Annotated in this window: 26 protein-coding genes; 13 read left to right on the top strand and 13 right to left on the bottom strand. The window is 72.0% G+C overall.

All coding sequences use genetic code 11. The features are described 5' to 3' along the window. Nucleotides 1-178 precede the first annotated feature (178 nt). The 4 genes from ACZ52C_RS32080 to ACZ52C_RS32065 are packed head-to-tail and all read left to right on the top strand — an operon-like array spanning nt 179 to nt 3,148. Nucleotides 179-1,588: an aromatic ring-hydroxylating oxygenase subunit alpha gene (locus tag ACZ52C_RS32080; protein ID WP_469078044.1), complete on the top strand. Its 1,410-nt coding sequence runs from the start codon at nt 179-181 to the stop codon at nt 1,586-1,588. Continuing rightward, nucleotides 1,585-1,899, top strand: coding sequence for a 2Fe-2S iron-sulfur cluster-binding protein (locus tag ACZ52C_RS32075; protein ID WP_469078043.1), 315 nt, complete (start codon nt 1,585-1,587; stop codon nt 1,897-1,899). Before ACZ52C_RS32080 ends, ACZ52C_RS32075 begins: the two co-directional genes overlap by 4 nt. Before the next feature lie 6 nt (nt 1,900-1,905). Next, entirely contained in the window at nt 1,906-2,121 is a 216-nt protein-coding gene (locus tag ACZ52C_RS32070; protein WP_469078042.1) for a transposase, read from the top strand. Nucleotides 2,122-2,125: 4 nt separating this feature from the next. After that, complete coding sequence (locus tag ACZ52C_RS32065; RefSeq protein ID WP_469078041.1) at nt 2,126-3,148, top strand: NADP-dependent oxidoreductase; 1,023 nt, start codon at nt 2,126-2,128, stop codon at nt 3,146-3,148. Between the two features lie 45 nt (nt 3,149-3,193). On the opposite strand, the gene ACZ52C_RS32060 is transcribed toward ACZ52C_RS32065, so the two are convergent. From ACZ52C_RS32060 to ACZ52C_RS32045, 4 genes are all read right to left on the bottom strand, one after another. Continuing rightward, on the bottom strand, nt 3,194-3,508 hold the full coding sequence (locus ACZ52C_RS32060) for a putative quinol monooxygenase (protein WP_469078040.1): 315 nt from the start codon (nt 3,506-3,508) through the stop codon (nt 3,194-3,196). 72 nt (nt 3,509-3,580) lie between these two features. Continuing rightward, the gene (locus ACZ52C_RS32055; RefSeq protein ID WP_469078039.1) at nt 3,581-5,362 is read right to left on the bottom strand and encodes a PEP-utilizing enzyme; all 1,782 of its coding nucleotides are present in this window, start codon (nt 5,360-5,362) and stop codon (nt 3,581-3,583) included. A 32-nt stretch (nt 5,363-5,394) separates the two neighbouring features. Continuing rightward, nucleotides 5,395-6,186: an SDR family NAD(P)-dependent oxidoreductase gene (locus ACZ52C_RS32050; protein WP_469078038.1), complete on the bottom strand. Its 792-nt coding sequence runs from the start codon at nt 6,184-6,186 to the stop codon at nt 5,395-5,397. A gap of 29 nt (nt 6,187-6,215) precedes the next feature. Continuing rightward, the gene (locus ACZ52C_RS32045) at nt 6,216-7,517 is read right to left on the bottom strand and encodes an aromatic ring-hydroxylating oxygenase subunit alpha (protein ID WP_469078037.1); all 1,302 of its coding nucleotides are present in this window, start codon (nt 7,515-7,517) and stop codon (nt 6,216-6,218) included. 156 nt (nt 7,518-7,673) lie between these two features. On the opposite strand from ACZ52C_RS32045, the gene ACZ52C_RS32040 reads away from it, so the two are divergent. The 4 genes from ACZ52C_RS32040 to ACZ52C_RS32025 all read left to right on the top strand — a co-directional run bounded on the left by ACZ52C_RS32040 (nt 7,674) and on the right by ACZ52C_RS32025 (nt 11,700). Beyond that, entirely contained in the window at nt 7,674-8,129 is a 456-nt protein-coding gene (locus ACZ52C_RS32040) for a VOC family protein (protein WP_469078226.1), read from the top strand. Between the two features lie 96 nt (nt 8,130-8,225). After that, on the top strand, nt 8,226-9,218 hold the full coding sequence (locus ACZ52C_RS32035) for a thiamine pyrophosphate-dependent dehydrogenase E1 component subunit alpha (RefSeq protein ID WP_469078036.1): 993 nt from the start codon (nt 8,226-8,228) through the stop codon (nt 9,216-9,218). Between the two features lie 5 nt (nt 9,219-9,223). Then, nucleotides 9,224-10,249 (top strand): alpha-ketoacid dehydrogenase subunit beta, encoded by a 1,026-nt coding sequence (locus ACZ52C_RS32030; protein WP_469078035.1) that lies wholly within the window; start codon nt 9,224-9,226, stop codon nt 10,247-10,249. A gap of 2 nt (nt 10,250-10,251) precedes the next feature. Further along, on the top strand, nt 10,252-11,700 hold the full coding sequence (locus ACZ52C_RS32025; RefSeq protein WP_469078034.1) for a 2-oxo acid dehydrogenase subunit E2: 1,449 nt from the start codon (nt 10,252-10,254) through the stop codon (nt 11,698-11,700). Nucleotides 11,701-11,801: 101 nt separating this feature from the next. Here the strand turns inward: ACZ52C_RS32025 and ACZ52C_RS32020 are convergent, their stop codons facing one another. Then, the gene (locus ACZ52C_RS32020) at nt 11,802-12,413 is read right to left on the bottom strand and encodes a TetR/AcrR family transcriptional regulator (RefSeq protein WP_469078033.1); all 612 of its coding nucleotides are present in this window, start codon (nt 12,411-12,413) and stop codon (nt 11,802-11,804) included. A gap of 141 nt (nt 12,414-12,554) precedes the next feature. Here ACZ52C_RS32020 and ACZ52C_RS32015 point away from each other — a divergent pair, with 141 nt between their 5' ends. Then, nucleotides 12,555-13,241, top strand: coding sequence for a TetR/AcrR family transcriptional regulator (locus ACZ52C_RS32015; protein ID WP_469078032.1), 687 nt, complete (start codon nt 12,555-12,557; stop codon nt 13,239-13,241). A gap of 26 nt (nt 13,242-13,267) precedes the next feature. On the opposite strand, the gene ACZ52C_RS32010 is transcribed toward ACZ52C_RS32015, so the two are convergent. The 6 genes from ACZ52C_RS32010 to ACZ52C_RS31985 form a co-directional block, all read right to left on the bottom strand. Then, complete coding sequence (locus ACZ52C_RS32010; RefSeq protein ID WP_469078031.1) at nt 13,268-14,422, bottom strand: thiolase family protein; 1,155 nt, start codon at nt 14,420-14,422, stop codon at nt 13,268-13,270. Beyond that, the gene (locus tag ACZ52C_RS32005) at nt 14,419-14,856 is read right to left on the bottom strand and encodes a Zn-ribbon domain-containing OB-fold protein (protein WP_469078030.1); all 438 of its coding nucleotides are present in this window, start codon (nt 14,854-14,856) and stop codon (nt 14,419-14,421) included. The genes ACZ52C_RS32010 and ACZ52C_RS32005 overlap by 4 nt, the downstream gene beginning before the upstream one ends. Before the next feature lie 19 nt (nt 14,857-14,875). Next, on the bottom strand, nt 14,876-15,994 hold the full coding sequence (locus ACZ52C_RS32000) for an acyl-CoA dehydrogenase family protein (protein WP_469078029.1): 1,119 nt from the start codon (nt 15,992-15,994) through the stop codon (nt 14,876-14,878). Next, nucleotides 15,991-18,648: a putative PEP-binding protein gene (locus tag ACZ52C_RS31995; protein WP_469078028.1), complete on the bottom strand. Its 2,658-nt coding sequence runs from the start codon at nt 18,646-18,648 to the stop codon at nt 15,991-15,993. The genes ACZ52C_RS32000 and ACZ52C_RS31995 overlap by 4 nt, the downstream gene beginning before the upstream one ends. Continuing rightward, nucleotides 18,645-19,277, bottom strand: a complete 633-nt coding sequence (locus tag ACZ52C_RS31990) for a hypothetical protein (RefSeq protein ID WP_469078027.1) — start codon at nt 19,275-19,277, stop codon at nt 18,645-18,647. Before ACZ52C_RS31990 ends, ACZ52C_RS31995 begins: the two co-directional genes overlap by 4 nt. A gap of 94 nt (nt 19,278-19,371) precedes the next feature. Continuing rightward, nucleotides 19,372-20,232, bottom strand: a complete 861-nt coding sequence (locus tag ACZ52C_RS31985; RefSeq protein WP_469078026.1) for an enoyl-CoA hydratase/isomerase family protein — start codon at nt 20,230-20,232, stop codon at nt 19,372-19,374. Between the two features lie 117 nt (nt 20,233-20,349). Between ACZ52C_RS31985 and ACZ52C_RS31980 the strand changes: the two genes are divergently transcribed. Next, nucleotides 20,350-21,564 carry an acyl-CoA dehydrogenase family protein gene (locus ACZ52C_RS31980; protein WP_469078025.1) on the top strand — a complete coding sequence of 405 codons (1,215 nt, stop codon included), beginning with the start codon at nt 20,350-20,352 and terminating at the stop codon, nt 21,562-21,564. A gap of 185 nt (nt 21,565-21,749) precedes the next feature. Here the strand turns inward: ACZ52C_RS31980 and ACZ52C_RS31975 are convergent, their stop codons facing one another. Together ACZ52C_RS31975 and ACZ52C_RS31970 are read right to left on the bottom strand one after the other, a co-directional pair. Beyond that, entirely contained in the window at nt 21,750-22,970 is a 1,221-nt protein-coding gene (locus ACZ52C_RS31975) for a metallophosphoesterase (RefSeq protein WP_469078024.1), read from the bottom strand. A gap of 494 nt (nt 22,971-23,464) precedes the next feature. After that, entirely contained in the window at nt 23,465-23,890 is a 426-nt protein-coding gene (locus tag ACZ52C_RS31970; protein WP_469078023.1) for a hypothetical protein, read from the bottom strand. A 176-nt stretch (nt 23,891-24,066) separates the two neighbouring features. Between ACZ52C_RS31970 and ACZ52C_RS31965 the strand changes: the two genes are divergently transcribed. From ACZ52C_RS31965 to ACZ52C_RS31955, 3 genes are all read left to right on the top strand, one after another. After that, nucleotides 24,067-25,233 (top strand): sensor histidine kinase, encoded by a 1,167-nt coding sequence (locus tag ACZ52C_RS31965; RefSeq protein WP_469078022.1) that lies wholly within the window; start codon nt 24,067-24,069, stop codon nt 25,231-25,233. An 8-nt stretch (nt 25,234-25,241) separates the two neighbouring features. Beyond that, nucleotides 25,242-25,922 (top strand): response regulator, encoded by a 681-nt coding sequence (locus ACZ52C_RS31960; protein WP_469078225.1) that lies wholly within the window; start codon nt 25,242-25,244, stop codon nt 25,920-25,922. 125 nt (nt 25,923-26,047) lie between these two features. Continuing rightward, complete coding sequence (locus tag ACZ52C_RS31955) at nt 26,048-26,317, top strand: hypothetical protein (protein ID WP_469078021.1); 270 nt, start codon at nt 26,048-26,050, stop codon at nt 26,315-26,317. Nucleotides 26,318-26,469 lie beyond the last annotated feature (152 nt).

The raw sequence follows: 26,469 nt of genomic DNA, 5'->3' as shown, positions 1-26,469 counted from the left end.
TGCGTCGGAGTGTGACATGCCCCGGCGGGATTGGGGAGGGGGTCGTCGCGGAAAATTCCAGGCCCGGCGGCGATTTCCGCGATGACCTCGCGCTATGTGGCCCGCTCCATCGTCATGAGTGTTGCTCCCGGCCATGGCAGCTAACTACACTCACTCTAAAGTTTCTGCCGGAGGAGAGATGATGGACGAAACGTCGGAGTCGGGCACCGCACGGTGCCCAGGGCCCAGCGTCCAGGACTACCTCGACCAGGACAGCCGGCCTGTTCCCGCCGCCCTGCGATTCGAGCGGAACGATCACCTCGGCAGCGAGGACATCGACACCACCCGCTTCACCTCCCGCGAGTGGGCCGAACGCGAGATGCGGCAGGTGTGGCGGCGCGTCTGGCAGTTCGCCTGCCTGGAGAGCGAGATCCCCGAGGTCGGCGACCACGAGATCTACGAGATCGGCGACGACTCGTTGATCGTCGTGCGCACCGCCCCCGAGGAGATCCGCGCCTTCGTCAACGTGTGCCTGCACCGCGGCCGCAAACTGCGCACCGCCGGCGGCAACGTCGGCGAGTTCCGCTGCCCCTTCCACGGCTTCGCCTGGAACCTCGACGGCACCATGCAGAGCCCGCCGTGCGCCTGGGACTTCCCGCACGTCGACCCGGAGAAGTTCGCGCTCCCCGAGGCCCGGGTGGCCACCTGGCGCGGCTTCGTCTTCATCAACATGGACCCCTGCGCGGAGTCCTTCGACAGCTACCGCGGCACCTTCGACGACTACTACATCTGGCCGCTGGAGAACCGCTACAAGTCGCTGCACATCGCCAAGGTGCTGCCCTGCAACTGGAAGATCGCGCAGGACGCGTTCATCGAGTCCTTCCACGTGATCGCGACCCACCCGCAGATGCTGCCGTGGCTCGCCGACGCCAACTCCCAGTACGACGTGATGGCGGACCAGCCGAACTGGAACCGGATGATCAACATCCAGGGCGCGCCCAGCCCGCACGTGGCCGACTCCGTCACGGAGGAGGACGTACTGGAGACCTTCTACGACTCGCGCGCGTTCTACTCGGCGGCCCAGGGCCGCGACCTGGTACGGGGAGAGGGGGACGAACTGCCCGCGATCCCGCCCGGCGGCACCGCCCGCCAGGTCCTCGCCCAGCGGATGCGCGCGCAGCTGGCGGCCACCTCAAGCCAGGACTTCTCCCGGACCCCCGACACCGAACTGCTGGACGCCATCAACTACCTGCTGTTCCCCAACTTCAACCCGTGGGGCGGCGCCAAGTCCAACATCATCTACCGGTTCCGGCCCCACGGCCTCGACCCGGACTCCTGCACCGCCGAGATCATCTTCATGTCGGCCCCGAAGGAGCCCGGCGAGACGCCGCCTCCGGCGAAGATCCGCTGGGTGCCGGAGGACATGCTCTTCGCGGACATCCCCGAACTCGGCGTGCTCGGACCCGTCTTCGACCAGGACTGCGAGAACCTGCCGTACGTCCAGCAGGGTCTGAAGGCCATGCGCAAGCCGGGCATCACCCTGGCCAACTACCAGGAGAGCCGTATCCGCCACTTCAACCGGACGCTCGACCACTGGATGGACAAGTGACCCACCGCGTCGCTGTCCGGCCCTCCGGCGAGGAACTCGAACTCCTCGACGGCGAGGACCTGTTCACCGCCGCCGGGCGGCTCGGCTACAGCTGGCCGACCCTCTGCGGCGGCAAGGGCACCTGCCGCACCTGCTTCGTCCGGATCGAGGAGGGCGCCGAGAACTGTTCCCCCGTGGACCCCCTGGAGCGCGAGGGCATCGAGGCCCTGCGCAAGCCGGTGGACGGCCTGACCCGGCTCGCCTGCCGGCTCCGGGTCGAGGGCCCGGTGACCGTGACCAAGCGCGGCGTACGCCGCCGAGTGCAGGAGTGAGGCCCCATGTCCAAGCAAGTGATCCACCCACTGACCGGGCATGTGTACCGGCTCACCGAGGACGGTCTGGTCGAGGTGACCGACCCGAAGTCCGGCGCGCGGGGCGTCTTCGACTTCCAGGCCCGCTGGCAGTCGGGCGAACTGCGCCACGCCGACCTGCAGATGGCCGGCTGGGTGGGCCGGCTCGCCCGGCGTCGCGGTGCCGCGCAGCCGGAAGGGTGACCCGGTGACTCCCCGCACCACCCGGGTGGTCCGCCTGGTGCGCCGGCCCGACGGGGAGCCGGTGCCCGGTGACTTCGCCGTCGACGAACACCCGCTGCCGCCCCTCGGCGCGGGACAACTGCTCGTCCGCAACCTCTACATGAGCGTCGACCCGTCCATGCGCGGGCGGCTGGAGAGCACCGAGAAGCACTACACGCACAACTTCACCCCGGGCTCGCCGCTCGACGGCCGGGCTCTCGGGGTCGTCGAGGAGAGCCGCTGCCCGTCGGTGCCGGCGGGCTCCTTCGTGCGGCACCAACTGGGCTGGCGGGAGCGGGCCGTGCTGGACGCCGGAGACACCGACGGCGCGGATCGCATCGACCCGCGCCTCGCCCCGCTGCCCACCTGGCTCGGGCTGCTCGGCCAGACCGGATTCACCGCGTACGTCGGCCTGACCCGGATCGCCGAACTCCGCCCCGGCGACACCGTCTTCGTCTCCGCCGCGGCCGGGGCCGTGGGCACCGCCGCCGGCCAGTTCGCGCGCCTGCTGGGCGCGGAACGGGTCATCGGGACCGCCGGAGGGCCCGACAAGTGCGCCCTGCTGGTGAAGGAGTTCGGCTACGACGCCGCCGCGGACTACCGGACCGAACCGGTGCGCGAGGCGCTGGCCCGGCTGGCACCCGACGGTCTCGACGTCTACTTCGACAACGTCGGCGGTGAGCAACTGGCCGCCGCCCTGCACGCGCTGCGCACCGGTGGCCGGGTCGCCCTGTGCGGCATGATGTCGCAGTTCGGCGGCGAGCGACGGCCGGTGGACATCAACCAGTTGATCCAGGCCGTCCTCAAACGGCTGACGCTGCGCGGATTCATCGTCCGCGACCATGACGACTTGCGGCCGGAGTTCGAGCGACGGGTCGCGCACTGGCTGGCCGACGGCCGGATCACCGCGCGCGAGACGGTCGTGGACGGCCTGGAGAACGCCGCCGGCGCCCTGCTGTCCCTGCTGGACGGCGGCAACGTCGGCAAGATGCTGGTGCGGCTGGGCTGACTGACCCCGGTGAACTGAACGGCGCCCCCGTCGGGGGCGCCGTTCTCAGCGCATCGGCTGGGAGGCGGCGACGGTGTGCGCCGTCAGGGATACCCCCACGCGGGCCAGTCCCGCCACGGCCGCCCGGAACTCCTTGATGTGCGCGGTGGAGAAGTGCTCGTCGAGGGCCTGCTGCGAGGTCCAGTGCTCGTACACCCGGATGCGCCGCGTGTCGGTGGGGTCGGCGGTCATGGCGTAGTCCAGACAGCCGGGTTCCCGCTCGCGGGTGTGCCGGCCCAGCTCGACGAGGGCCGCCAGCATGGTGTCGCGGTCACCGGGCGCGTAGTCCATCCAGCCGGCAACGATGATTTCCTCGGCCACGGGGGTCCTTTCGCGGTCAAGTCGTCGGGCCCGCCGCCCCGGGCAGGGGAGCGGCGGGCCCTCAATGTGTCCTCAGACGCCGAGCGGCGCCGGGACGTCGTCCACGGAATCCACGGAGTCCACGGAGTCCACGGAATCCACGGAGTTCACGGTGACCGTGCCCCGGTCGCCGTCGACCGTGATCACCATTCCGTCCCGCAGCCGGCTCGTCCCGCCTTCGACGGAGATGACGGCCGGGATGCCCAACTCGCGACAGACCACGACGGCGTGACTGTTGAGCGCGCCCACGTCCACCACGGCCGCCCCGGCGACCAGGAACAGCGGGGTCCAGGCCGCGTCCGTGATCGGCGCGACCAGCACCTCTCCCGGCTCCAGCGCCTCGCACGAGGCCGGGTCGGTGACCACCCGCACCCTGCCGGTGTATGTGCCGTGGCTGCCGCCCACGCCGCTGAGCACAGCACCCTCGACCGCGGCCTCGGTGCGCTCCTCGGCGCGCCGCGGCCAGCCGTCGATCTCGGTCCGGGCGTCGTCGGCGATGAAGAACGGCGGCTCCAGCTCGTGCAGCCCGGCGTACTCCTCCAGCCGACGCGCGATGACCGGTCCGAACGGCTCCGGGGCGGCGACGTAGTCGTCGAGTTCGGTGTCCAGCAGCATCATCACGTCCTCCGGCTTCGCGAAACGCCCCGCCTCGACGCCCCGGCGGCCGAGCTCGCGCACCGCCATGCGGATCTCGTTGACGACGGTCACACAGTTCGCCTTGGTGCGCTCGCGGGCCGGGATCCACACCTGGGAGGCGTGCATGCCGGCGTCGAACATCGGCCGCGCGTCCTCGGGCAGCGCGGCCCGGATCTCCCGCGCGGTCCGCTCGCGCCGCCCGGTCAGACGAGCCCGCCGGGCGGCCGGGGAGTCGTCGGCGGGGCTGTGCCGGATGCGGTCGACCAGCGCCAGTGCCTGGACCGGCGCCGCCTCCCACGACAGCGCGTGGATGTCCCACTCGTTGGGACCGCGGTCGCCGGACATGGCCAGGAACTCCTCGAACGCGTCACGGAACGCCTTCACGTCCCCGATCGCCCCGTCGAGCGCCCGTTCCACGGCGGCCGGGCCCTCGTCGAACAGCGCGGTCAGCTCCGCCGAGGTCGCCACCTGGCGGGACAGGGTCCACAGCCCGTCCGAGGGGGAGGCCGAGTCGACGTCGCCGAGACCGCCGATGAGGTCCAGCATCGCGTCGGGGCGGTCCACGCTCGCGCACAGCGGTCCGAGGATCGCCGGCCCCACCGACGCGGGCAGCGACGACTCGACGTGCCGCTGGAAGGTCGTCTCCACGTCGTCCAGCAGGGAGCGTGCGTGCGTCACCAGTTCGGCGTCCGACAACCGGGCCAGGTCCGGCCGGTCGTGGCGCAGGCGGCGCAGCCGCTCCCGGTCGGCGTCGGCCTCCGGGAAGCTGGACTGGCCCAGCATCCGCTGGAGCGTGCCGCCGGCCTTGGCGGTCAGTTCCCCGTCCTGGTCGTCGGGGTGCGCCACGTACACCGGGGTGTCGGAGCGCTGGCCGACGAAGGCTGCGTCGATCTGGTCCGCCGTCTGCCCCATACGGATGCCGAACAGCCGCATGTGGGACAGGTTGAGGTAGAAGTAGCCGCCGAACATCCCGACGAACGGCGGTCGAGGGCCGGCCACCTCCTCCTCGCGGTAGATGCCGAAGCCGACGAAGCCCTTGCGCCAGCCGTGCAGGCCGCGCCCCCAGACCAGGGTCCAGCCCAGCGGGCTGGCCGGCTCCGGGAGGGTCTCGCCCGCGTTGGCCCGGGTGTAGTGCGGCAGCCGCTCACTGCGCTGCCAGTCCGTGATCCAGCTCTTCATGACCGAGGGTCTCCCGCCGTCCGTTCCCGTGCCTACCACTGCGCCGTACCGCCGTCGACGCTGATCAGCGTGCCCGTGATACCGGCGCCGACGTCGCTCGCCAGCAGCGAGGCGACGGCCGCGATCTGTTCCACGGTGGTGATCTCCTTGGTGGCGGCGTGCTCGGCGAACCGGCCCAGCCACTCCTCGTAGGAGATGCCCTCCGCCTCGGCCGCGGCCGGTCCGGCGGCCCGCATCAGGTCGGTGTCGACGGCGCCGGGGCAGATGGCGTTGCAGGTGATGCCCTGGGTGCCGTACTCGAAGGCGGTCGCCTTGGTCAGTCCGTGGATCGCGTGCTTGTTGGTGATGTAGTGGCTGATCGCGGGCTTGTTGGCCTGCTTGCCCTCGACGGAGGAGATGTTGATGATCCGTCCCCAGCCGCCCGCCAGCATCTTCGGCAGCGCGCGCCGGGTGCCGTAGAAGTAGGCGTTGAGGTTCAGCCTGAGGGCGTCGTGCCAGGCCTCGTCGCTCAGCTGGTGGACCGGGGCGAAGCCGGAGGTGCCGCCGGCGTTGTTGACCCAGACGTCGAGCCGGCCGAAGCGTTCGGCGGCGAAGTCGGCGAGGTTCTCGATGTCCTCCTGGCTGTTGGCGTCACAGGGGTGGAAGACGGCCCGGTCGCCGGCGCCGATCTCCTCCAGGGCCTGCTTGCCCTTGAGTTCGCTGCGGCCGCTGATGACGACCGTGGCGCCGTCGGCCAGGAACTGTTCGGCGATGGCGCGGCCGATGCTGCGCGTGCTGCCCGTGATCACCGCGACACGTCCGTCGAGGCTGCCCGTAGCCACCATGGTGTTCTCCCGCGAGTGTTGTTGGTTCGTCACCTGGTGGCTCTGTCGGCTGGGGTGCCTTCGGCGTGTCTGTCCAGGTGCTGGTGGATGGTGCGGTGGAAGTGCTGGAGTCCGGGCTCGTTGCGTCCGAAGACGAAATCGGTCCCGCTGAGGGCGGCGAGGCTCTGCTGGACTCCGTAGGTGGTCGCGTAGTCCTCGTCGCGGACCACCTCGTGGAACCATGCGCCGAACCGGTCGGCGGTCTCACGCTCCTCCTCGGTGACCGCCGGTTCCCGCAGCAGGATGATCTGCTGGGTCACCGACTCGGTGGCCGTCCGGGGGAGCACCAGGGAGACGGCGATCTTCTGCCGCCAGCCGCCGGCGATCGCCAGTCCGGGGAAGAGCCAGTAGATGGGGCCGACGCATTCCCCCGGGTCGCGCTGGTCCGCAGGCAGCTCGACCGCCTGCGCGATGGGACGCAGGGCCGGGGCGATGCGCTGGTGGGGGCCCCAGGTGTCGTGGGCCATCATGTTGGAGAGGTTCGTCTCGAACACCGTCTTGGGGTGCAGCGAGGCGAAGTGGTACGTCTCCAGGTACCCGTCGAGGGTGACCTTCCAGTTGGGGCTGGTCAGTTCGCCGGTGGAGTAGTGGTGGCACTCCGCCAGCCGCAGCCCCTCCAGCAGGGGCAGCAGGTCGCCCAGCCAGTCGTCCAGGTCGGGCTCGGCGGCCGGGTCCAGCGAGACGAAGACGATCCCCGCCCGCTCCCCGGCCGGCAGCCTGATCAGGCCGCGGCCCTCGCGCGGGACCTCGCCGAAGGTCTTCTCGGCGTACACGCCCCGAAGCTCACCGGCCAGGTCGTAGGACCAGGAGTGGTAGGGGCAGGTGAGCCGCCTCGACACCCCGCAGCCGGGTTCCACGAGCTTGGCGCCCCGGTGCCGGCAGGCGTTGATCATCGCGTGCACGGCGCCCTGCCGGTCACGGGTGATCAGCACGGGGATGCCGAGCACGTCGATCGCCTTGTAGGTGTTCGGCCCGGGAAGCTCGCAGGACATCGCGAGCGGCAGCGGGACGCTCCGGTGGACGGCGTCCGTCTCCCGTCGCCAGCGGTCGGCGTCGAGGTAGTGGGCGACCGGCTCCGTCCACTGGCCGTCCGCCTCGTGCGTCGTGCTGTCGCGGTAGTGCGTCAGCACGCGTTCGACGAGTTCGGCGGCCTCCCGCCGCATCGTCACGGATGCGGCGTCGGTGGACCGGTCCCGGCTGATCCACGAGGAGTACTCGGGGGTCGAGGGGGCCGAGGGCGGTTCGCGCCCGGCGTCCGTCTCCCGAAGCTCCGGTGAACTGGTCTGGACCACGATGTCCTCACAATCCCTCCCAGCCGCGAGCCGGTGACCGGCTTCGGAATGCGACAGCTGGGTTGTGTCCGAAACGACAACAGGACTTAGTGTGGTCTGTCAATAGAAAGTGGAGAAGTCGAGGCTCGGTGTCCCGTGGGGGTGCGTGTGGTGCTGATGACGCGGCCGTTCGAGGTGGGCGTGGTGGTGCGGGACTTGGCGCTGATGGAGCGTTTCTACGGCGACGTGCTCGGGTGTCGCGCGGTGCGCCGCGCGCGCGTACCGGAGTCCGTCGGCGGCCCGGCCGGGCTGGGCGGCGAGCTGGTCGTCGTCTGGCTCCAGGTGCCCTCCGGGGGGTGCGTCAAATTGCTTCTTCCCTCGTCGCCCGCGGCGCCGGCGCACGAGGCGCTCGGGCCGGCCGGGCGCGTGGGCCTGTCGTATCTGACCTTCCATTTCGACGACATGGACCCGGTGGTGGCGGCACTGACGGCCACGGGTGCCCGGCCGCTCTCGGACCCGGTCGTCGTCCCGGCGCGGGGGCGGCGCGTCAGCTTCTGGTCGGACCCGGAGGGCAACGTCGTCGAACTGGTGGACGCCCCCGGGCAAGACGCTGGTGCGGGGCGTAGTAATTAGAGACGCTGTTCAGTAAGGTGCCCCGTGTTGGTTACTGTAGACCGGCACAAGTAAGTCCGATTGCTTGGCAACCTCCCTCGGGCGAAGGGGCGGACGATGGCTCAACGAGCGTCGACGGCGTCAGAAGAATCCGCGCAGGTCATCAAGGATCTGCATGAGCGCATGGTGCGCATCCGGCTGTTCGAGACCGAGGCGGGCAAACTCATGGAGGCGGGCAAACTGCCCGGCTTCCTGCACCTCTACGTCGGCCAGGAAGCCGTGGCCGCCGGCGTGATGGCCGCCCTGCGCGACGACGACCAGATCACCTCCACCCACCGCGGCCACGGGCACGCCGTGGCCAAGGGCGTCGGCCTGCGGGAGATGTACGCCGAGCTGTACGGCCGCGTCACCGGCGCCTGTCTCGGCCGCGGCGGAAGCATGCACATCAACGACGTCACCCGCGGCATGCTCGGCGCCAACGGCATCGTCGGAGCGGGCGTCCCGATCGCGGTGGGAGCCGCGTTCGCCGCCCGGTACAAGGGCGAGGACAGTATCGCCGTCACCTTCTTCGGCGACGGCGCCACCAACATCGGCGCCTTCCACGAGGGCGCCAACATGGCCGCCATCCTCGACCTGCCCGTCGTCTTCGTCTGCGAGAACAACGGCTACGCCGAATTCACGCCACAGTCCAAGCACATGCTCCTCACCGACGTGGCCGACCGGGCCGCCGCCTACGGCATGCCCAGCGTGATCGTCGACGGCATGGACGCGGTCGCCGTCCACCGCGCCGCCGTCGAAGCCGTCGAACGGGCCCGGTCCGGCGGGGGCCCGATGATGATCGAGGCCAAGACCTACCGCTTCTTCGACCACCAGGGCGTCAAGGGACTGCGCCACCCCTACCGCTCGGACGACGAGGTCGCCGAGTGGAAGGCCCGCGACCCCATCGACCTCATCGAGGCCCGGGCCGTCGCCGACGGCACCGCCACCCGCGCGGAGCTGGACGACACCTGGCAGCGCACCCGCGACGAGATCGCCGAGGCCATCGCGCACGCCGAGGCGAGCCCGCTGCCCGACACCGCCGACCTGCTGCTCAACGTCTACTCGGGATGACCGCCATGACCACCCTCACCGAAGCACAGGCCGTCGCCCCGCAGAGCACGGCCCGCAAACTGTCCTACGTCAAGGCCTTCAACGAAGGACTCGCCCAGGCCATGCGCGAGGACGAGAACGTCTTCGTCGCCGGCGAGGACGTGGCCGGATACGGCGGCGTCTTCCGCATGTTCGACAACCTGCTCGACGAGTTCGGCCCCCGCCGCATGATCGACACCCCGATTTCCGAAGCCGCTCTCGTCGGCCTGGGAGTGGGCGCCGCCGCCCGCGGGCTGCGCCCCGTCGTCGACCTGATGTTCATGGACTTCATCGGCGTCTGCCTCGACCAGATCGTCAACCAGGCCGCCAAGATGAAGTACATGTTCGGCGGCTCCGTCTCCGTGCCGCTCACCATCACCACCGCCTCCGGGGCGGGCCTGGGCGCCGCCGCCCAGCACAGCCAGAGCCTGGAGGCCTGGCTCGCCCATGTGCCTGGCCTCAAGGTGGTGATGCCGAGCGACGCGTACACCGCCAAGGGCCTGACCGTCTCGGCCATCCGGGACGACAACCCGGTCGTCGTCATGCTCAACAAGGTCCTCCTCGGCAGCGCCTGCGAGGTGCCCGAGGAGATCTACGGCATCCCGCTCGGCAAGGCGCACACCGCCCGGCACGGCTCCGACGTCACCGTGATCGCCCTGGGCCGGATGGTGGGGGAGGCCCTCGCGGCGGCCGACGAACTCGCCGCCGAGGGGGTGGAGGTCGAGGTGATCGACCCCCGCACCGTGCAGCCCCTGGACACCGAGACCATGTTCGCCTCCGTCCGCCGCACCAACCGCGTGCTCGTGGTGCACGAGGCGGTCACCTTCGGCGGGCTCGGCGCGGAGATCGCCGCCCAGATCCAGGACGCCGCCTTCGACCACCTGGACGCCCCCGTCCTGCGTATCGGCGCCCCCTTCTCCCCGGTGCCCTTCTCCCCGGTCCTGGAGAAGGCCTACGTTCCCGATCGCGACCGGATCGCCCAGGGCTGCCGGCGCCTCCTCGAAAGGTCGTGACCGTGGCGGTCGAGGTTCTGCTGCCGAAGATCGGCCTGACCATGCAGGAAGGCACGATCGACGAATGGCTCGTCCCCACCGGCACCGCGGTCGCCGAAGGCGACGCGCTGCTTCGGCTGGCCACCGACAAGGTCGACGTCGATGTCGAGGCGGAGGCCGGGGGACTGTTCCACCCGGTGGTCCCGGCCGGGACAACGGTCCCCGCCGGGGCCCTCATCGGCTGGCTGCTGGCCGAGGGCGAGCAGCCGCCGGACCCGGCCGGTACGCCGATGCCGGCCGGGTCCGGGTCGGAGTCCGGTGGTACCACCGACGCGACGACGGCCGCAGGGGCCGGGAGCAGCGGTACGGCCGCGCCCTCCCTCAACGGCCATTCCGCCACCCTCGGCCCCGGAGGCCGGCTCCTGGCCTCACCGAACGCCCGACGGGTGGCGTCCGGAGCCGACGTCGACCTCACCACCGTACGCGGCACCGGACCCGGCGGGAGGATCGTCTCCGAGGACGTGGAGGAGTTCCTCGCAGCTGCTGCCGCCGCCTCCCCGGCGGTGGCCCAGGTTTCGCCCGCGGTCCTCTCTATGGACCCCGTCCTCTCCGTCTCGCCACTGGTCCGCCGGCTGGCGAAGGAGCGGGGCATCGAGCTGTCGGAGGTGACCGGCACCGGGCCCGGTGGACGGATCCGCAGGTCCGACCTCGACGCGCTCGGCCCGGCGCTCGAACCGGCACCCGCCCGCCGGAACGCCGCACCCCGGAACGCCGCACCCCGGCCCGGAGACGTCCTTCCGCTGACCGGGATGCGCGGCACCATCGCCCGCCGGATGCACGCCAGCCTCCAGGAGATGGCGCAGCTGACGCACGGGTACGAGGTGCGGATGGACGCCGTGGTGACCCTGCGGGACCGGCTCAAGGAGGAGTGGGCCGACAGCGGACTGCCCGTGCCCAGCCTCAACGACTTCCTGCTGAAGGCCGCCGCCCTGGCCCTGCGCGAGCACCCGCTGCTCAACGCGACGGTGCGCGAGGACGGCGTCCATCTGCTCGACGACATCCACCTGGGCTTCGCCGTGGCCGTTCCGGGCGGCCTGATGGTCCCGGTCATCGAGGACACGTTGGCGCTGCCGCTGCCCGAGATCGCCCGCCGGTCGAGGGAGCTGGCCGGGGCCGCGCGCGAGGGGCGGATCTCCCCGGCCCGGTTGGAGGGCGCCACCTTCACCGTGACCTCGCTGGGCGGCTACGGCGTCGACTTCTTCACGCCGGTGATCAACCCCGGCAATGTCGCGATCCTCGGAGTGGGCAGACTCAGGGACGGTGTCGAGTGGAGCGACGACCGGCCACTGCGGACACGGGTGCTCACCCTGAGCCTCACCTTCGACCACCGCGCCGTCGACGGGGCACCCGCGGCCGAGTATCTGCGCACGGTCGCGGAGCTGCTGAGCAAGCCCCTGCGCCTGCTGGTGTGATCGCGCTCGACCGGGTCCGACGGCCGTCTGCCGGTGACCCGGTCGCCGGCCGCCCGGTCGCCGGCCCCCGTCTACCGCTGGACCCCCCGGCCACCGCCGGGCTACCCGGCCACCGCCGCGTCGGCGATCCGCTCGGCGAGCCGGTCGACCTCGCGGACGAACGAGCGGTGCCCGAGCGACCGGTACACGTCGTCGCCCCGGACCTGGGAGATGGCCGCGGTCTCCAGCAGCGCCAGCAGGCCCAGGCCGATCACGGCCGCCTCCGCCTCGGTGACCGACGCGCGGGCCTTGTGGATCAGCCGCACCAGTTCGGCCAGCAGGTCCGTACGGCTTTCCAGGCGCAGCGCCTCCGCCTCCTGGCTCATGCCGGCCGACGACACGAAGAACACGGTGGCGGCGGACCGGTGTTCGCCCAACCAGGCCAACAGTGTGGTGACCGCCGGTCCGATGTCGGAGCCGGGCTCGTGCGCGTCGGCGAGCGTCCGCAACTGCTCGCGCAGCGCGTCGGCGAACACCCGCATGCCCTCCGCCAGGACCTGGTCCTTGGAGGAGAAGTGGTAGTACACCGCCGCCGAGGTCATCTCCGCGCGGGCGGCGATGTCGGCCACCGTCACCTCGTCCGGCGGCTGCGTGGCGAACAGCTCCGTGGCGGCCTCGATCACCCACTGCTTGCGCGACGGGCGGTGAGCGGCGCGGGCCTTGGATGTCGTCATGATGTCAAGTATGCCGGGAGTCCGATGCTCCTGCTGCACTGGTGCAACAGGAATTACGCCGTCGGCCGGTCGGAGTTACTGGATAGCATGGTCAGTACACAGGGCACGCGGACGCGGGTCCGCGGCAGTCGCCAGGGGAGCATGATGGCCACCACGAAGAACGGCAAGCAGCCCGCCCACCGCCCCTCGCGACGGCAGCACATCATCACCGCCGCCGTCCGGGTCTTCGGCCGCAACGGTTTCGCGGAGACCAGCATCCAGGACATCGCGGCCGAGGCCCAGGTGGTGCCCACGGCCGTCTACTACCACTTCGACGGCAAGGAGGAGCTGCTCGAACTCGCCATGCGCCGGGTCTTCGACCAGCTGAACGCGGTCGTCGAGGCCGCCCGGCCGGAGTCCGAGCCGGGTGACGCGGAGGGGCTGCTGCGCGTCATCGACGCCGTATGGGACTGGGTGGAGCAGAACCCGGACGAGGCCCGTCTCTACCAGGTGCAGACGGCCTCCGCCAGCGGCAATGTCAAGGCGCTCCGCGACGAGTTCGAACAGCGGCACATCCAGCGCGGTTACGACTACCTGCCCGAGGGCACCACCCGCAGCCCCCGGGCGGCCAAGGCCCGGCACGCGGCGCAGGCGCTCGCCGTCCGCACGCTGATCAGTACGACCATGCTCGTCACGGCACTGCGGGCGGAAGGCGGGCCGCTGTCCCGGATGCCGTCCCGGTCCGTGCTGGAGGCGGTCAGGGAACTGGCCCTGCGCATCGTCGCCACCGAGCAGGAACCGGCCCAGGCCCCGGCTTCGGCGCCGGCCCCGTCCACGGCGCGGGCCTGAAACGGCCCTTCACGCGCCGCCGGTCCTCACACCGTGAGGACCGAGCAGGCGCTGATCCCGGGAGCCCCGTACACATGGGTGAAGCCCACCCGGGGAGCGCCCGGCACCTGAGCGCCCGGCGCCCGGCCCTGCAACTGCCGTACGACCTCGTGGAACTGGCGCAGCCCCGAGGCACCTACGGGCTCCCCGCCGGCCAGACAGCCGCCGTCGGTGTTGACCGGGATACGCCCCGTGGGATCGGTGTCCCCGCGGGCCAGCAGCTCCTCCTGTTCGCCGTGCCCGCACAGGCCGGTCTCCGCCAGGTGGATCAGCTCCGACCCGCTGTCGGTGTCCTGCAACTGCGCCACCCGCACGTCCTCGGGCCGTACGCCGGCCGTGCGGAAGGCCGCCTCGGCGGCATCGACGCTGGGGCTGCGGTGCGGACCCGGCGGCAGCCAGGGCGAGAACACCTCGAACGAACCGAACCGCCGGGTACGGAAGGCCAACGACGCCAGCCGCACCGGGCGCTCGCACAGGTCGAAGGCGCGGTCGCCGCGCGCCAGCACCAGCGCCGCCGCGCCCTGGCCCGGGGAGCAGAACATGTACTGGGTGAGCGGGGGACTGACCTCGGCGGAGTCGAGGATCTCCCGCTCCGTCAGCGGCTTGCGCCGCCACGCCAGGGGGTGCCGCGAGCCGTTGCGGAACGCGCGCGCGGCGACCGCCGCCAGCGCCCGCTCCGAGATCCCGTGCTCGTACAGATACCGCTGGGTCTTCAGCGCGAAGAACTGGGTGGTCAGCATCATGCCGGTCTCGGCGTACCAGTCGCCCAGGCCGTAGCGGGCCGCGGAGACGTGGAACGCCCCCCGCTCATGCTTGTCGAAACCCACCGCCAGCCCCAGGGACGCCTCCCCGGCGCGGAGCGCGTTGGCCACCGTGAGGACGGTGGAGGCACCGGTGGCGCAGCCGTTCTGCACATTGACGAACGGCACCCCGGTCAGTCCCAGACGGCCCACCAGCGTGTCGGGCTTGCCGGACACGTCGGAGCCGCCGACCGCGTAGCCGATGTCCGCCCAGGAGACACCGGCGTCGGCCAGCGCCTCGCGTACCGCGCGCTCGGCCATGTCCATCCCGGTGACGTCCTCGTCGCGGCCGAAGGGATGCATCCCGCATCCGACCACGTAGACGTCCTCGCTGCGGCTCATCGCTCCCCTTCCGGATCCGGGCGGAACGCGAAGGTCAGGACCTCGGTGCCGTCCTCGTCGTGGTACGCGGGCACCGTGGTGAGCCGCACCGGCAGCCCGATCCGTATCTCCGCGCGGGGAACCGCGAGCCGCGCCTCGACCAGCACCTCACCGAGGTCCACATAGCCGACGTGGTAGGGCCGGTGACCGCCGGCCGGCGGCCGGTACGGCGGCTTGGGCGGGAACGCCTGGAGCGTCCACGACCACACCCGCCCGTTCACCGGCAGCACATGGCCGGCCATGTGCCCGTCCGAGCACCTGGGGCAGGAGTCCTGCCGGGGGAAGACGACGGTGCCGCACGCGGAACAGCGGGCGCCCGCGAGTCGCGGTGGCGCCCCGTCGGCCCTGTCGGCCCCGTCCTCGAACAGCGAGTCGTCGATGAGTCGGGTGGTCATACCGGTTCCGCCTTCCACGTCACCAGCCGAGCAGCCCGGCCAGCCGTTCCCGGTGATGTGCGGCGCCACCCAGCAGGACGGCGTCGGACTGGGCGCGCCGGAAGTAGAGATGTGCGTCGTGTTCCCAGGTGAAGCCCATGCCGCCGTGCAGCTGCACGCACTCGGCTGTCACGGACACGAAGGCCTCGCAGGCCCAGGCCTGGGCCACCGCCGCCGCCTCGGCCAGCGCGTCGCGCGAGTCGGCCGCCCGAACGGCGCGTACCACCGCCGACCGTGCGCCCTCGACCTGGAGCAGCATGTCGGCGCAGGTGTGCTTGACCGCCTGGAAGCCGCCGATCGCCCTGCCGAACTGGGTACGGTCCCGCACATGGGCCACGGTCATGTCCAACGCGGCCTGCGCGCCGCCGAGTTGCTCGGCGGCCAGGGCGACCAGGGCCACATCCAGAGCGCGGGAGACGACCTCCGCCCCCTCGCCTCCGGCGGTCAGTGCCCGGGCCCGGGCACCGGAGAAGGTGACCACCGCCTGGCCCCGGCTGAGGTCCAGGGTGGGCACCCGGCGAACCGTGACCCCCGGCCCGCCCGGGTCGAGGAGGAAGAGGTCGACCCCGTCGGTTCCCGTGGCGGCCACCACGAGGGCCCGGGCATCGGCGCCGTCCAGGACGAACGGCGCCGTGCCGTCGAGGATCGGGACGCCGCCCTGCCAGGAGACGGCCACCGGCACCGAGCCGGGCCGCCATGTGCCGTCCGCCGCCACGACCGCCAGGGCGTGCACCGTGCCCTCGGCCAGTTCGGCCAGCGCCTTGTCGGCCGTGCCGCAACCGGCCAGCACCTGCCCGGCCAGCACGGTGGAGGACAGCAGAGGCACCGGTGCCATCGTCCTGCCCAGCTCCTCGCAGACCACGGCGATCTCGGCGAGACCGCCGATGCCGCCAGCCTGCTCGGGCAGCCCGAGGGCCGCGAGGCCGACCTGCCGCCCGAGGGTGTCCCACAGCTCGGCGTCGATGCCGGGGGAGTGCTCGGGCTGTCGGCGCACCGCCGCGGTGCCTCCGGCGTCCGCGCACACCGACCGTACGGTCTCCCGCAGATCGTCCAGTTCGGCATCCGACACGGCCGGGCCGTCCGTCAGGGCGCTCGTCATCGTGTGCTCCCGCTCTCGTCGCGCCGCGCGCGCACGGCACTGTGCGCGGCCGCCATCCGGGCCACCGGCACGCGGTGCGCGGAACAGGACACGTAGTCGAGGCCGAGGCCGTCGCAGAACGCGATCGACTCCGGGTCACCGCCGTGCTCCCCGCACACGCCCAGCTTGATGTCGGGCCGCACGCTCCGGGCCCGCTCGACCGCCAGAGCGATCAGGGCGCCCACACCGTGCGGGTCGAGCCGCGCGAAGGGGCTGGCCGTCAGCAGGCCGCGCTCCTGATAGGTGGCGAGCACCTGGCGCTCGACGTCGTCCCGGGAGAACCCATAGGTCAGCTGGGTGAGGTCGTTGGTGCCGAAGGAGAAGAACTCGGCGTGTGCGGCGAGTTCCCCGGCCAACAGCGCGGCCCGCGGGGTCTCGATCATCGTGCCCAGCCGGTAGGGGACCTCCACCCCGGTACGGGCGGCGACCGCCTCGGCGGCCCCGCGTACGTACGCGGCGGCGACGGCCAGTTCCTCCGGCAGGCTGACGAGCGGGATCATCACCTCCAGCGCGGGCCGGACCCCGGTAGCGGCGACGTCCGCCCAGGCGGCGAAGAGCGCCTCGGCCTGCGTGGGGTAGAGCCGCTCGTGCAGCAGTGCCAGCCGTACGCCGCGCAGGCCGAGCATCGGGTTGGCCTCCCGCAGCGCGGCGACCCGCTGTTCCTCGTCCGTGTCCAGGGCCTGGCCGGGGGCGGGCAGGAACTCGTGCAGCGGGGCGTCCAGCAGGCGCACGGTCACCGGCCGGCCGCCGACCGCGGCCAGCAGAGCCCTGAAGTCCTCGTGCTGAGCCTGTCCCAGCGCCACCAGCGCCTCGTCGCGGGCGGCCGGGTCGGCGGCCAGGATCACCCGGCGGACCAGCGGCAGCCGCTCCCCGAGGAACTGGTGCTCCGTACGGCACAGCCCGACCCCCTCCGCGCCGAGCGCGACGGCGGTGTCGACCTCGGCGGCGGTGTCTGCGTTGACCCGCACACCCAGTCGGCGCATGCCGTCCGCCCGGTCGAGCAGCGTGGCCAGCTCGGGCGGGGGTCCGGCGACACTCAAGCTCAGCGGCCCCGCGTAGACGGCGCCGGTACGGCCGTCCAGCGAGACGGGGTCGCCCTCGCGCAGCAGCCGCTCCCCGATCCGCACCGTCCCCGCGTCCCGGTCCACGCGCAGCCCCTCGGCCCCGCACACCGCGGGCTTGCCCGCGCCCCGCGCCACCACGGCGGCGTGCGAGGCGATACCGCCGCTGCCGGTCAGTACGGCGACGGAGGCCAGCATGCCCGGCACGTCCGCCGGGGTCGTCTCATGGCAGACGAGCACCACGTGGGCGCCGTCCGCGCTCAGTTCCAGGGCACGTTCACTGGACAGCACGATCACACCGGTCGCCGCGCCCGGGGAAGCGGGCAGCCCCTTCACCAGCAGCTCCTCGCCCCCGGTCAGCCGGAGTTGGGGGTGCAGCAGCTCCTGCACCTGCGCGGGGCTGATCCGGAGCACGGCCTCCTCGGGGGTGAGGGCGCCGTCCCGTGCCAGGTCGGCGGCCAGGCACACCGAGGCCCGTAGCGGCGGCCGTTGCTGCGCGGAAGCCGCCAGCAGGGAGATCTCGTCGTCGCGCACCTCGAAGTCGACGGAGACGGGCGCGCGCAGATGACGCTCGAGGGTGAGCAGGGAGTGCTCCAGCAGAGCCGTTCCGCCCGCGAGCCGGTCCAGCGGCTCACTGGTGTGCGGTGGGGGTGCGCTGCGGCGCACCCCCCGGAAGAACGAGCCCTGCGGGGAGAGCCGGCCGGTCTCGGGGTCGCGGCTGACCGCCGTGCCGTAGCCCGAGTGGTCCGCCGGGCCGATGCGCAGCGCCTGGACGTGCAGGGCGATCCCGAGATCGGCGGGCAGCCGCTGCGCCTTGCGGGATCTCCGCGCGCGCGGTGAGTCCCACCGCGCGAGGAGGGCGCGGGCGGCCAGTGCGAGTTGCTGGGCCGGGTCGTCGGGGTAGGGGCCGGAGCCGTGCCGCGCGACCAGGGACAGCAGGGCCTCGACCCGGGCTCGCGGCTCGGGCGTGTCGAGGAGCACGTCGTCGAGCGCCGCGCCGGGTACGTCGAGGGCGTACTCGGCGATCATCCGCACACTGGCGGCCCACACCTCGTGCAGCGCGTCCGCGCGCCCGATGACGGTGCACAGGTCGTCGGCGGCCGAGGGCGTGACACCGAGACAGGCGAGGTCGGGCGGGAGCCCGGCGATCTCGGTCGGCGCGCTCGCCGACAGACGCAGCAGCAGGGGGCGGCCCGCGTCGCCGATGCGCCGGCCGGAGAGCTGTTCGATGAGGTCGACGGCGGCGCGGGCGGTGCGGGGTTCGCACAGGGACGCGGAGGCGCCGGCCGGGACGGTGAGCCCCGGCACGACCGGCAGCCCGAGGGCCACCAGCTCGTCCATGGCCGCGCCGTGCGCGCCCAGTTCGTCGGCGCCGAGGCCTCTGATCCGTCCCTGCCCGTAGGGAACCAGGACCCTGCCGGGGGCCTCGGAGGGGGCGAGGGGGGCGCCGGGTCGCACGAGCGGGGCGCCGGGTTGTACGAGCGGGGTGTCGTGCTGCGCGAGCGGAGTGTCGGGCTGTGCGACGGGGCCCGGCTCGCGGTCGGTGACGCTCAACCCCGGCTCCTCGTGACCAGTTCCTCTTCCCGGGCCTCGTCCTCGGCCCGGCTGATCCCCAGGACGAGCAGCAGCTCCTGGTGCAGCCGCATCCACACGGTGTGGTACGAGTCGCACAGCGGCGAGGCCAGCCACTGCGGCTCGCCGTCGTCGAAGCGGTCGAGGGCCTCCTCAAGGGCGGTGACGTACTGTCCGCTGCCTTCGAGTACCGGCTCCAGCCTGCGCAGCACGGGCTGGATGGCCTCGTGCACGTCCTCCAGCGACTCGCGCACCCCGGCGTCGTAGACGCTGTCGGAGTGGTCGTTGGGGCTGCCGTCGGGGCGGCACTGCCATGCCGTGCACACCTCGCGGATCTTCCTGTTGACCGGCAGGAAGGCCTCGTACGCCGCGATGATGCGCTCCTCCTGCGCCGACCCGGGGGAGATCCGCAGGATCCGCGCGGCGACGGCCTTGGCACGCTCGGTCGGCAGCACCATCGGACCCTTCACCATCGCCAGCCCCGCGTCCACCAAGGGGCGGTGCTCGGCCTCGGGCCTGCCGCGCCACATGCCACGCAGAACGAGATCGACGACGGCTTCGGTCAGCGTCTCGTCGAAGGCGTCCGGAAGGTCCACGGCAGCAGAATGCATCGCCACACCTTTTCCCCGGTTCTGTGGTGACCGGTTCCTCGGTCCTGTGTTGCCCGGAGGTTACGCTCCGACGGGCCTGTTAGTGAAGAGGGAATCAAGAAACACTTTCCGGATTCCTGGGCCGGCCCCGGTCTTCCACGGCCCGGGCGCGGCCCCGCGCGGCGAGGAACGACGCCATGCGCTCCTGCGCCTCCGGCCGGCCCGCCAGGGCCGCGATCTGCCGCGCCTCCTCGGCCAGATGGGAGGCCAGACCGGTCCCGTCGCGACCGCGCAGCAGACCCTTCGCCGCACGCAGTGCCCCACCCGCCCCGGCGGCCAGCCCGGCGGCCGTGCGATACGCCACCGCGTCCAACTCCCCGTCCTCCACGCAGCGCGAGACCAGACGGCACTGTTCGGCATCGTCGCCGGTCAGGACCCGGTTGGTCAGGACCAGGTCCGCCGCCAGCCGGGGGCCGGCCAGGCGGGGCAGGAACCAGGAGGCCCCGCAGTCCGGGGTGAGCCCGACGTCCGTGTACGCCAGCCGGAACCGTGCCGACCGGGCCGCCAGGACGATGTCGCCCACGAGAGCGAGGCCGACACCGCCGCCCGCGGCGGCTCCGCGCACGGCGGTCACCACCGGTACCGGCAGTTCGTGCAGGGTCAGTATCGCCGCGTGCGCGGCGGTCGCGACGGCATGCACATAGACCCCCGTCCCCTCGCCGAGTCCGGCGAAGGCGCGCAGGTCACCGCCCACGCAGAAGGTGCCGCCCGCCGACCGCAGCAGGACCGCGCCGCCCGGGTCCGCGGCCACCTCGGCGGTCGCGTCCCGCAGCGCTTCGGCCGTCACCAGGTCCAGGGCGTTGCCCCGCCCCGGATCGTCCAGCCGCACCTCGACGACACCGTCGGGGTGGCGGACCACCCGGACCGGCCCGGGGCTCACGGAGTCGGTCGCGGAGTTGCTCAGGGAGGTGCTCATGGAGGTGTCTCCTGTCGTCTTCCCGTCGCCGGGTATCTCGGCAAGATACTGAAGACGCTATACAGTTTCTAGACGCGACGGGACCCGGTGCCCGTACGCCCTTCGGCGGGAGGTCCCGTGCCCATCCAGTTCGACGTCGATCCGACGATCGCCCAACTTGCCGCGGCCACCTCCGCGTTCGTACGCGAGGTGGTGATACCGGCCGAGCGCGCCTGCGGCGGGTCGGTCCACGACGCCCCCGAGGACGTACGGCAGGCCCTGCAGAAAGGCGCCCGTGAGGCGGGGGTCTTCGCTCCGCACGTGCCCGAGCGGTGGGGCGGACACGGCCTCGACCTGCGTGGCCAGGCGACGGTGTTCGAAGCCGCGGGCTACTCGCTGCTCGGGCCTCTGGCACTGAACTGCGCGGCCCCGGACGAGGGGAACATGCACCTGCTGGAGAAGGTGGCCACCGAGGAGCAGCAGGAGCGCTATCTGCGTCCGCTCGCCGCCGGGGATGTACGGTCCTGCTTCGCCATGACCGAGCCGGCACCGGGAGCCGGCGCCGATCCCCGCGCCCTGCGGACCACCGCGACCCGGGTACCCGGCGGCTGGCGCATCGACGGACGCAAGTGGTTCATCAGCGGGGCCAACGGCGCCGGCTTCGCCATCGTGATGGCCCGCACCTCCGGCGAGCCGGGCGACCCGGGCGGCGCCACCATGTTCCTGGTCGACGCCGGTACGCCCGGCATGAGCATCGTCCGCGACATCGAGACCCTCGACGAAGCGCTCTTCGCGGGCCACAGCGAGATCGTCTTCGACGCGTGTGTGGTGGGGGACGACCAGGTGCTCGGCGAGGTCGGCCACGGCTTCGCGGGCGCCCAGGTGAGGCTCGGCCCGGCCCGTATGACCCACTGCATGCGCTGGCTGGGCGCCGCCCGGCGCGCCCAGGACGTCGCACTGGAACGGGCGGGCAGCCGCATGGCGTTCGGCTCCGTCCTCGGTGACCTCGGCATGGTGCAGCAGATGCTGGCCGACTCCGAGATCGACATCGAGGCGAGCCGCGCGCTGATCCTGCGCACCGCGTGGGAGCTGGACACCGGTTCCGCCGGCGCGGCGCAGCTCACCTCGGTGTCCAAGACCTTCGTGGCGGAGGCCGTGAACCGGGTGGTCGACCGCGCGGTGCAGATCTGCGGCGCCCTCGGCATCTCGGCCGCCGACGCCCCACTGGCCCGCCTGCTCAGAGAGGTACGCCCGTTCCGGATCTACGACGGCCCGTCGGAGACACACCGCTTCGCCATCGCACGCCGCGCCGTGCGCCCGTACCGCCGGCCGAGCACGGAGCCCACCGGCTGAGGGCGCCGACGGCCCGTGAACAGGAAAGACCCGATGATGGCCGCCGAGCTCGACTACCACTGGCACCCTGCGCAGCCATAACGGACCGCGGCATCACGCTGTCCGCCAGCCAGGTACGCAAGCCAGGTCCGCCAGCCAGTTCTACCGGTCAGGTCCACCGGCCCGTTGTGTCGGCCCGTCGAGACCTACGTCGAGCTGGGCAGGTTCGGGGATCGGAGCACGAGGAGGGTGATCTCGCTGGGGGCGAAGACGCGGAACGGCGGGCCCCAGAAGCCGGTGCCGCGGCTGGTGTAGAGGAGGGTGCGGGAGCCGTGGTGGCTGAGGCCGGCGAGGGCGGGCTGGTCGATGCGGACCAGGTGGTGGAAGGGCCAGATCTGGCCGCCGTGGGTATGACCGGAGATCTGCAGGTCGATGCCGGCGGCCGCCGCCCGGTCGATGAACTTCGGCTGGTGGGCCAGGAGCAGAACGGGCAGGTCGGGGTCGGCGCCGTTCAGGGCTCCGGCGAGATGGGCGCGGTGGCCTGCCAGACCGGAGGACTCGGCGGTGACGTCGTCCACGCCGGCGACCACGAGCGTGTCACCTCCGCGTTCGAGCAGCAGATGGCGGTTGCGTAGCGGCTCCCAGCCCAGCTCGTCCATCAGGTCGACCCAGCCCTGGGCCTCGCTGTAGTACTCGTGGTTGCCGGTGACATAGACACGGGCCCGCGAGGCCCGCACGGTTGCGAGCGGGGTGGCCTGGGCGCGGCGACGTTCGGCCGTGCCGTCCGCGATGTCGCCGGTGTGGCAGACCAGATCGGCTTCCAGGGTGTTCACCGTCTCGCACACCTGTGCCGACCAGCGCGTGCGGTCGAGGGGGCCGTAGTGGGTGTCGGTGATGAGGACGACGCGGAGGCCGTCCAAACCGGCGCCCAGCCGGGGGAGTTGCACATCGAGGCGGCGTACGCGGGGCACGCGGCGGGCTTCGGCGTACCCCCACGCGAGCAGGACGGCGGTCATGCCGAGGACGGCGAACGTGACCATGCGAGCCCGGTCCTGACTCTCACCGACATCGGCCACGGTCAGGACGAGCCGCAGGGGGACGCCGAGCAGTATGGACCAGGTGAACAGCACCCAACTGGTCCCCAGCAGGGTGTCACCGACGATGGCCGCCCGGTCCTGCTGCCGTCGGCCGTGGCCGCGCGCCATCGCGAGCGGCATGCCGACGAGGCCGAGGGCGAACAGAGCGGTGCCGCCGAGCGTGACGGGAAGCGGCCAGTGCTGGCCGCTGTGCAGAAGCGCCCAGCAGGGCACGGCCCACAGCAGGACGGGCGCGATCAAGGGGAGGTACCGCATCAGGCGGTGCAGTCGACTCTGCCGCGCGGCTCGCGCTTCGCTGCCGACGGGTCGGGTGTCGCTGGTGTCGGTCACGCTTTCCCTCTTCGACCAGGCTGCGTCTCGGGCGCACTGTATCCGGTCGCCCTCGGGCCGACCGACCCGCATTCACGGGAGCGGCCCCTGGTGACGAGAGATTCCCTGGAGGATGGCAAGATCCGCCGGCGAGCGCAGCCGGGGGACGAGCGCGGACAGCCGGCCGTGCGGCCGTGCGGCCGTCCGGTTCGGCCTCCGGGCTGCCGATGCCAAGGATCTTTCGGGACGGCGCTGAAGTGCGGAGGGCAGGGCGCTGTCGCCGACGGGCTTCCCCGGACCGACGAAAGAAAGCGCAGGGGCTCAGCGGCACCGGACACCGCGGCGCGCGAAGACGACGCCGACTGCCACGGCGGCGGTGACGGCGGTGACCCGGGCCGCGACGTCACCCCCGACTCTCCTGCCTGTGCGCCGGATCCCTTGTGTCGCGGTGCGATAGACCACTGCGCGGACTCCGCGGTGCGGAAGCCGCCTGCGCCGGTGCCGAGGGCCCGTGCTCAGGAGCGGATGCCACGCGCCTTGCGCAGACCGATCGCGCAGGCGCCGCAGAAGGCGCCCCAGGCGGCGTTGACGAGGAAGAGCGGGACGATCGCCTGGGGCTGTGCGAGGGGGCCCTGGAGTTTTCCGGTCAGGAGTGGTGAGAGGACCGCGCTCAGGAACAGGGCGGCCAGCGCGTACACCACACCGGTGGCCACGAGGGTCAGCAGCGGCTCGCGTACGCGGCTGAGGCCGGCCGCAAGGATCCAGGTCAGCGTGATGCCGAGGGTGAGGATCACAGGGGTCAGGGGCTTGCCGAGGGCGTCGCTCCAACCGGCGATGGAGAACAGCGGCCGGAGCAGCGCGACAGCGGTGAGGGCGGCCACCAGCGGCCAGTTCAGGCCGCGCAGGCGGGGGCCCATGGGGAGACGGCTCTCTGCGTTCACGGCCCTATCGTCGGGAGAGGGGTACCGCCGCGTCGTCCCTCTGCGGCGGACACCTGTCGTACCCCGTCGGTTGTGGCCACGGCGCGGGTGCGTACCACGGAGGTTGCGAGGGGTGACCCGTCCGATTCCACCGCGGGGAGGAGGGTGCCGGGAACGCGGTTGCCTAGGCTGGCCGCATGACCCTCGGTGCTGTCTCCCGTCTCAGGCTGCGTCCACCCAGCGGTCGTGCGGCGGATGCCGCTCTGGCCTGTGGAGTCTTCGTACCGGTGGCGGTGGGCAGTCTGAGGTCGCTGATAGGTGAGCGGGAGGAGCCCTGGTCGGCGACTGCCCTCGGCTGGGCGTTGATCATCGCGGCCTGCGCGGCGCTCTCTGCGTGCCGGCGCCGTCCGTTGCTCGTTGCCGCGTTCGTGCTCGCTGCCACGGCCGCCTACTACCTCGTCAGCGTCTACGACGGCCCTCTCATGGTCGCGTTCGTCGTCACGCTCTACGTCGTCGCGGCCGATGGGCACCTCCAGGAGGCGATCGCTCTGGCGGCGCTGACCGTGATCGCGACCGGCGTGGGCACGCTCGCGGGAAACCACGACGTCAACGGTGTCGCCGTGTTCATGCTGACGGGATGGCTGGTGGGAGTGGTCGCACTCGGCTGGGTGCGGCACAACCGCCTGGTCCTTGCCCGTGAGATGGAGGAGCGCGCGGCCAGTGATGAGCGGTTGCGTATCGCGAGAGAGCTGCACGATGTCGTGGGTCATCACCTCTCGCTCATCAACGTCCAGTCCGCCGCTGCCCTGCGCCGCCTGCGCAAGGACCCGGCCAAGGGTGTACGGAGCGCGGAGGAAGCGCTGGGAGCGATCAAGGACACCAGCCGGGACTCCCTGCGGGAGCTGCGGGCGACTCTCGGGGTGCTGCGGCAGGTCGACGAGACGGCGCCCGTCGCACCCACGGCCGGACTGAACCGTCTCGACGGGCTGGTGGCGGCCACACGGCTCGCCGGCCTCGACGTCCGGGTGCAGCGCAGCGGCGAGCGGGAGCAGTTGCCGACGGAGGTGGACCTGGCCGCGTACCGCATCGTTCAGGAGTCGCTCACCAATGTGAACCGCCATTCCCAGGCCACAGCCGTCACCATCGGCATCCACCGCGGGGTGCGGGAGGTGACGGTCGAGATCACCGACAACGGGCACGGACCGGCCGCTGCGGACGGCCCCATGCGGGGCAGCGGCATCCGCGGGATGCGTGAACGAGCCCACCTGCTCGGCGGCGAACTGACCGCGGGCCCCGGCCCGGAGGGCGGATTCACCGTACGCGGCCGGATCCCCTACGCGAACGGAGCACCACACCTCCCATGACCCAGGCCTTGATCAAGATCCTGCTGGCGGACGACCAGCGCCTGGTGCGTGCCGGATTCCGTTCCATGCTCGAGGACGAGGACGACTTCGAGGTGGTCGGCGAGGCGGGCGACGGCGAACAGGCCGTGACAGCCTGCCGCACGCTGCACCCCGATGTGGTGCTCATGGACATCCGCATGCCGGGCGTCGACGGCCTTCAGGCCACCCGGCAGATCGCGGGCGATCCACGTCTCGACGGCATCAAGGTGGTCATCCTGACCACCTTCGACCTGGACGACTACGTGTACGGTGCGCTGCGCGCCGGCGCCACGGGCTTCCTCGTCAAGGACACCGAGCCGGAGGAACTGGTGCACGCCGTACGGGTGGCGGCGCGCGGTGATGCGTTGATCAGCCCGTCCGTCACGCGTCGGCTGATCGCGGAGTTCGCCGTACGGATCAAGGCACCCGAGCCCAGCCCACGCCTCAAGGTCCTCACCGACCGCGAACGGGAGGTCATGGAGCTGGTCGCCGCAGGCCTGACCAACGACGAGATCGCCGCCCGCCTCGTCCTCAGCCCCGCGACTGCCAAGACCCACGTCAGCCGCATCATGACCAAGGTGGATGTCCGCGACCGTTCCCAACTCGTGGTCCTGGCGTACGAGTCCGGCATGGTCCGCCCGGGCTGGCTGAACGGTGAGCCACCGGCGTGACCGGAGCGCTGCCGGCAACCCACCAGCGGCGTAAGCCGGCCCCGGGGTGTGCAACCGGGGGAGCAGAGCAGGTGTCCGCCGCAGGGGGATGCGCCGTCGCATGCCGCAGCCCGACGCTGCGGGACATGAGTACACGCTCCCCTTCCCCGCCACCCGCCAGGGTTCCAGCCGTCCTGGTCGGCCTCCTCACCGGCGGCGCCTCCGGTTTCCTGCTGACCGAAACCGCGGGCGCCTTCTCCGCCTTCGTACTCGGCCGCGCCCTCGACGTGGCCGACACCGGCGGCGTGCTGTTGGCCGCGTTCGTCACCGTGCCCTTGATCTGCGCCGCGCTCGGCGCGGTCATCGCCTTCCACCGCGCCGGGCACAACCGTCGCCCGCACCACCGGGGCCGGTGACCACCACACAGGGCCCCGAGTGGACGCGCCTGCCCGAATCTCCTGACCTCTCCTGATCCGGGACATGCTGGTGGGCTCCGGGTTGATCCGGAGCCCACCAGCATGCTGCTGCTTGGCTTACCAGCGATACCAGCGTCCCCGGCGGCCGCCTG

The organism is Streptomyces sp. NPDC034049 (assembly GCF_055575575.1).
Note: the sequence above shows the minus strand (reverse complement) of the source record. Positions and strands in the feature narration are given on the sequence as shown.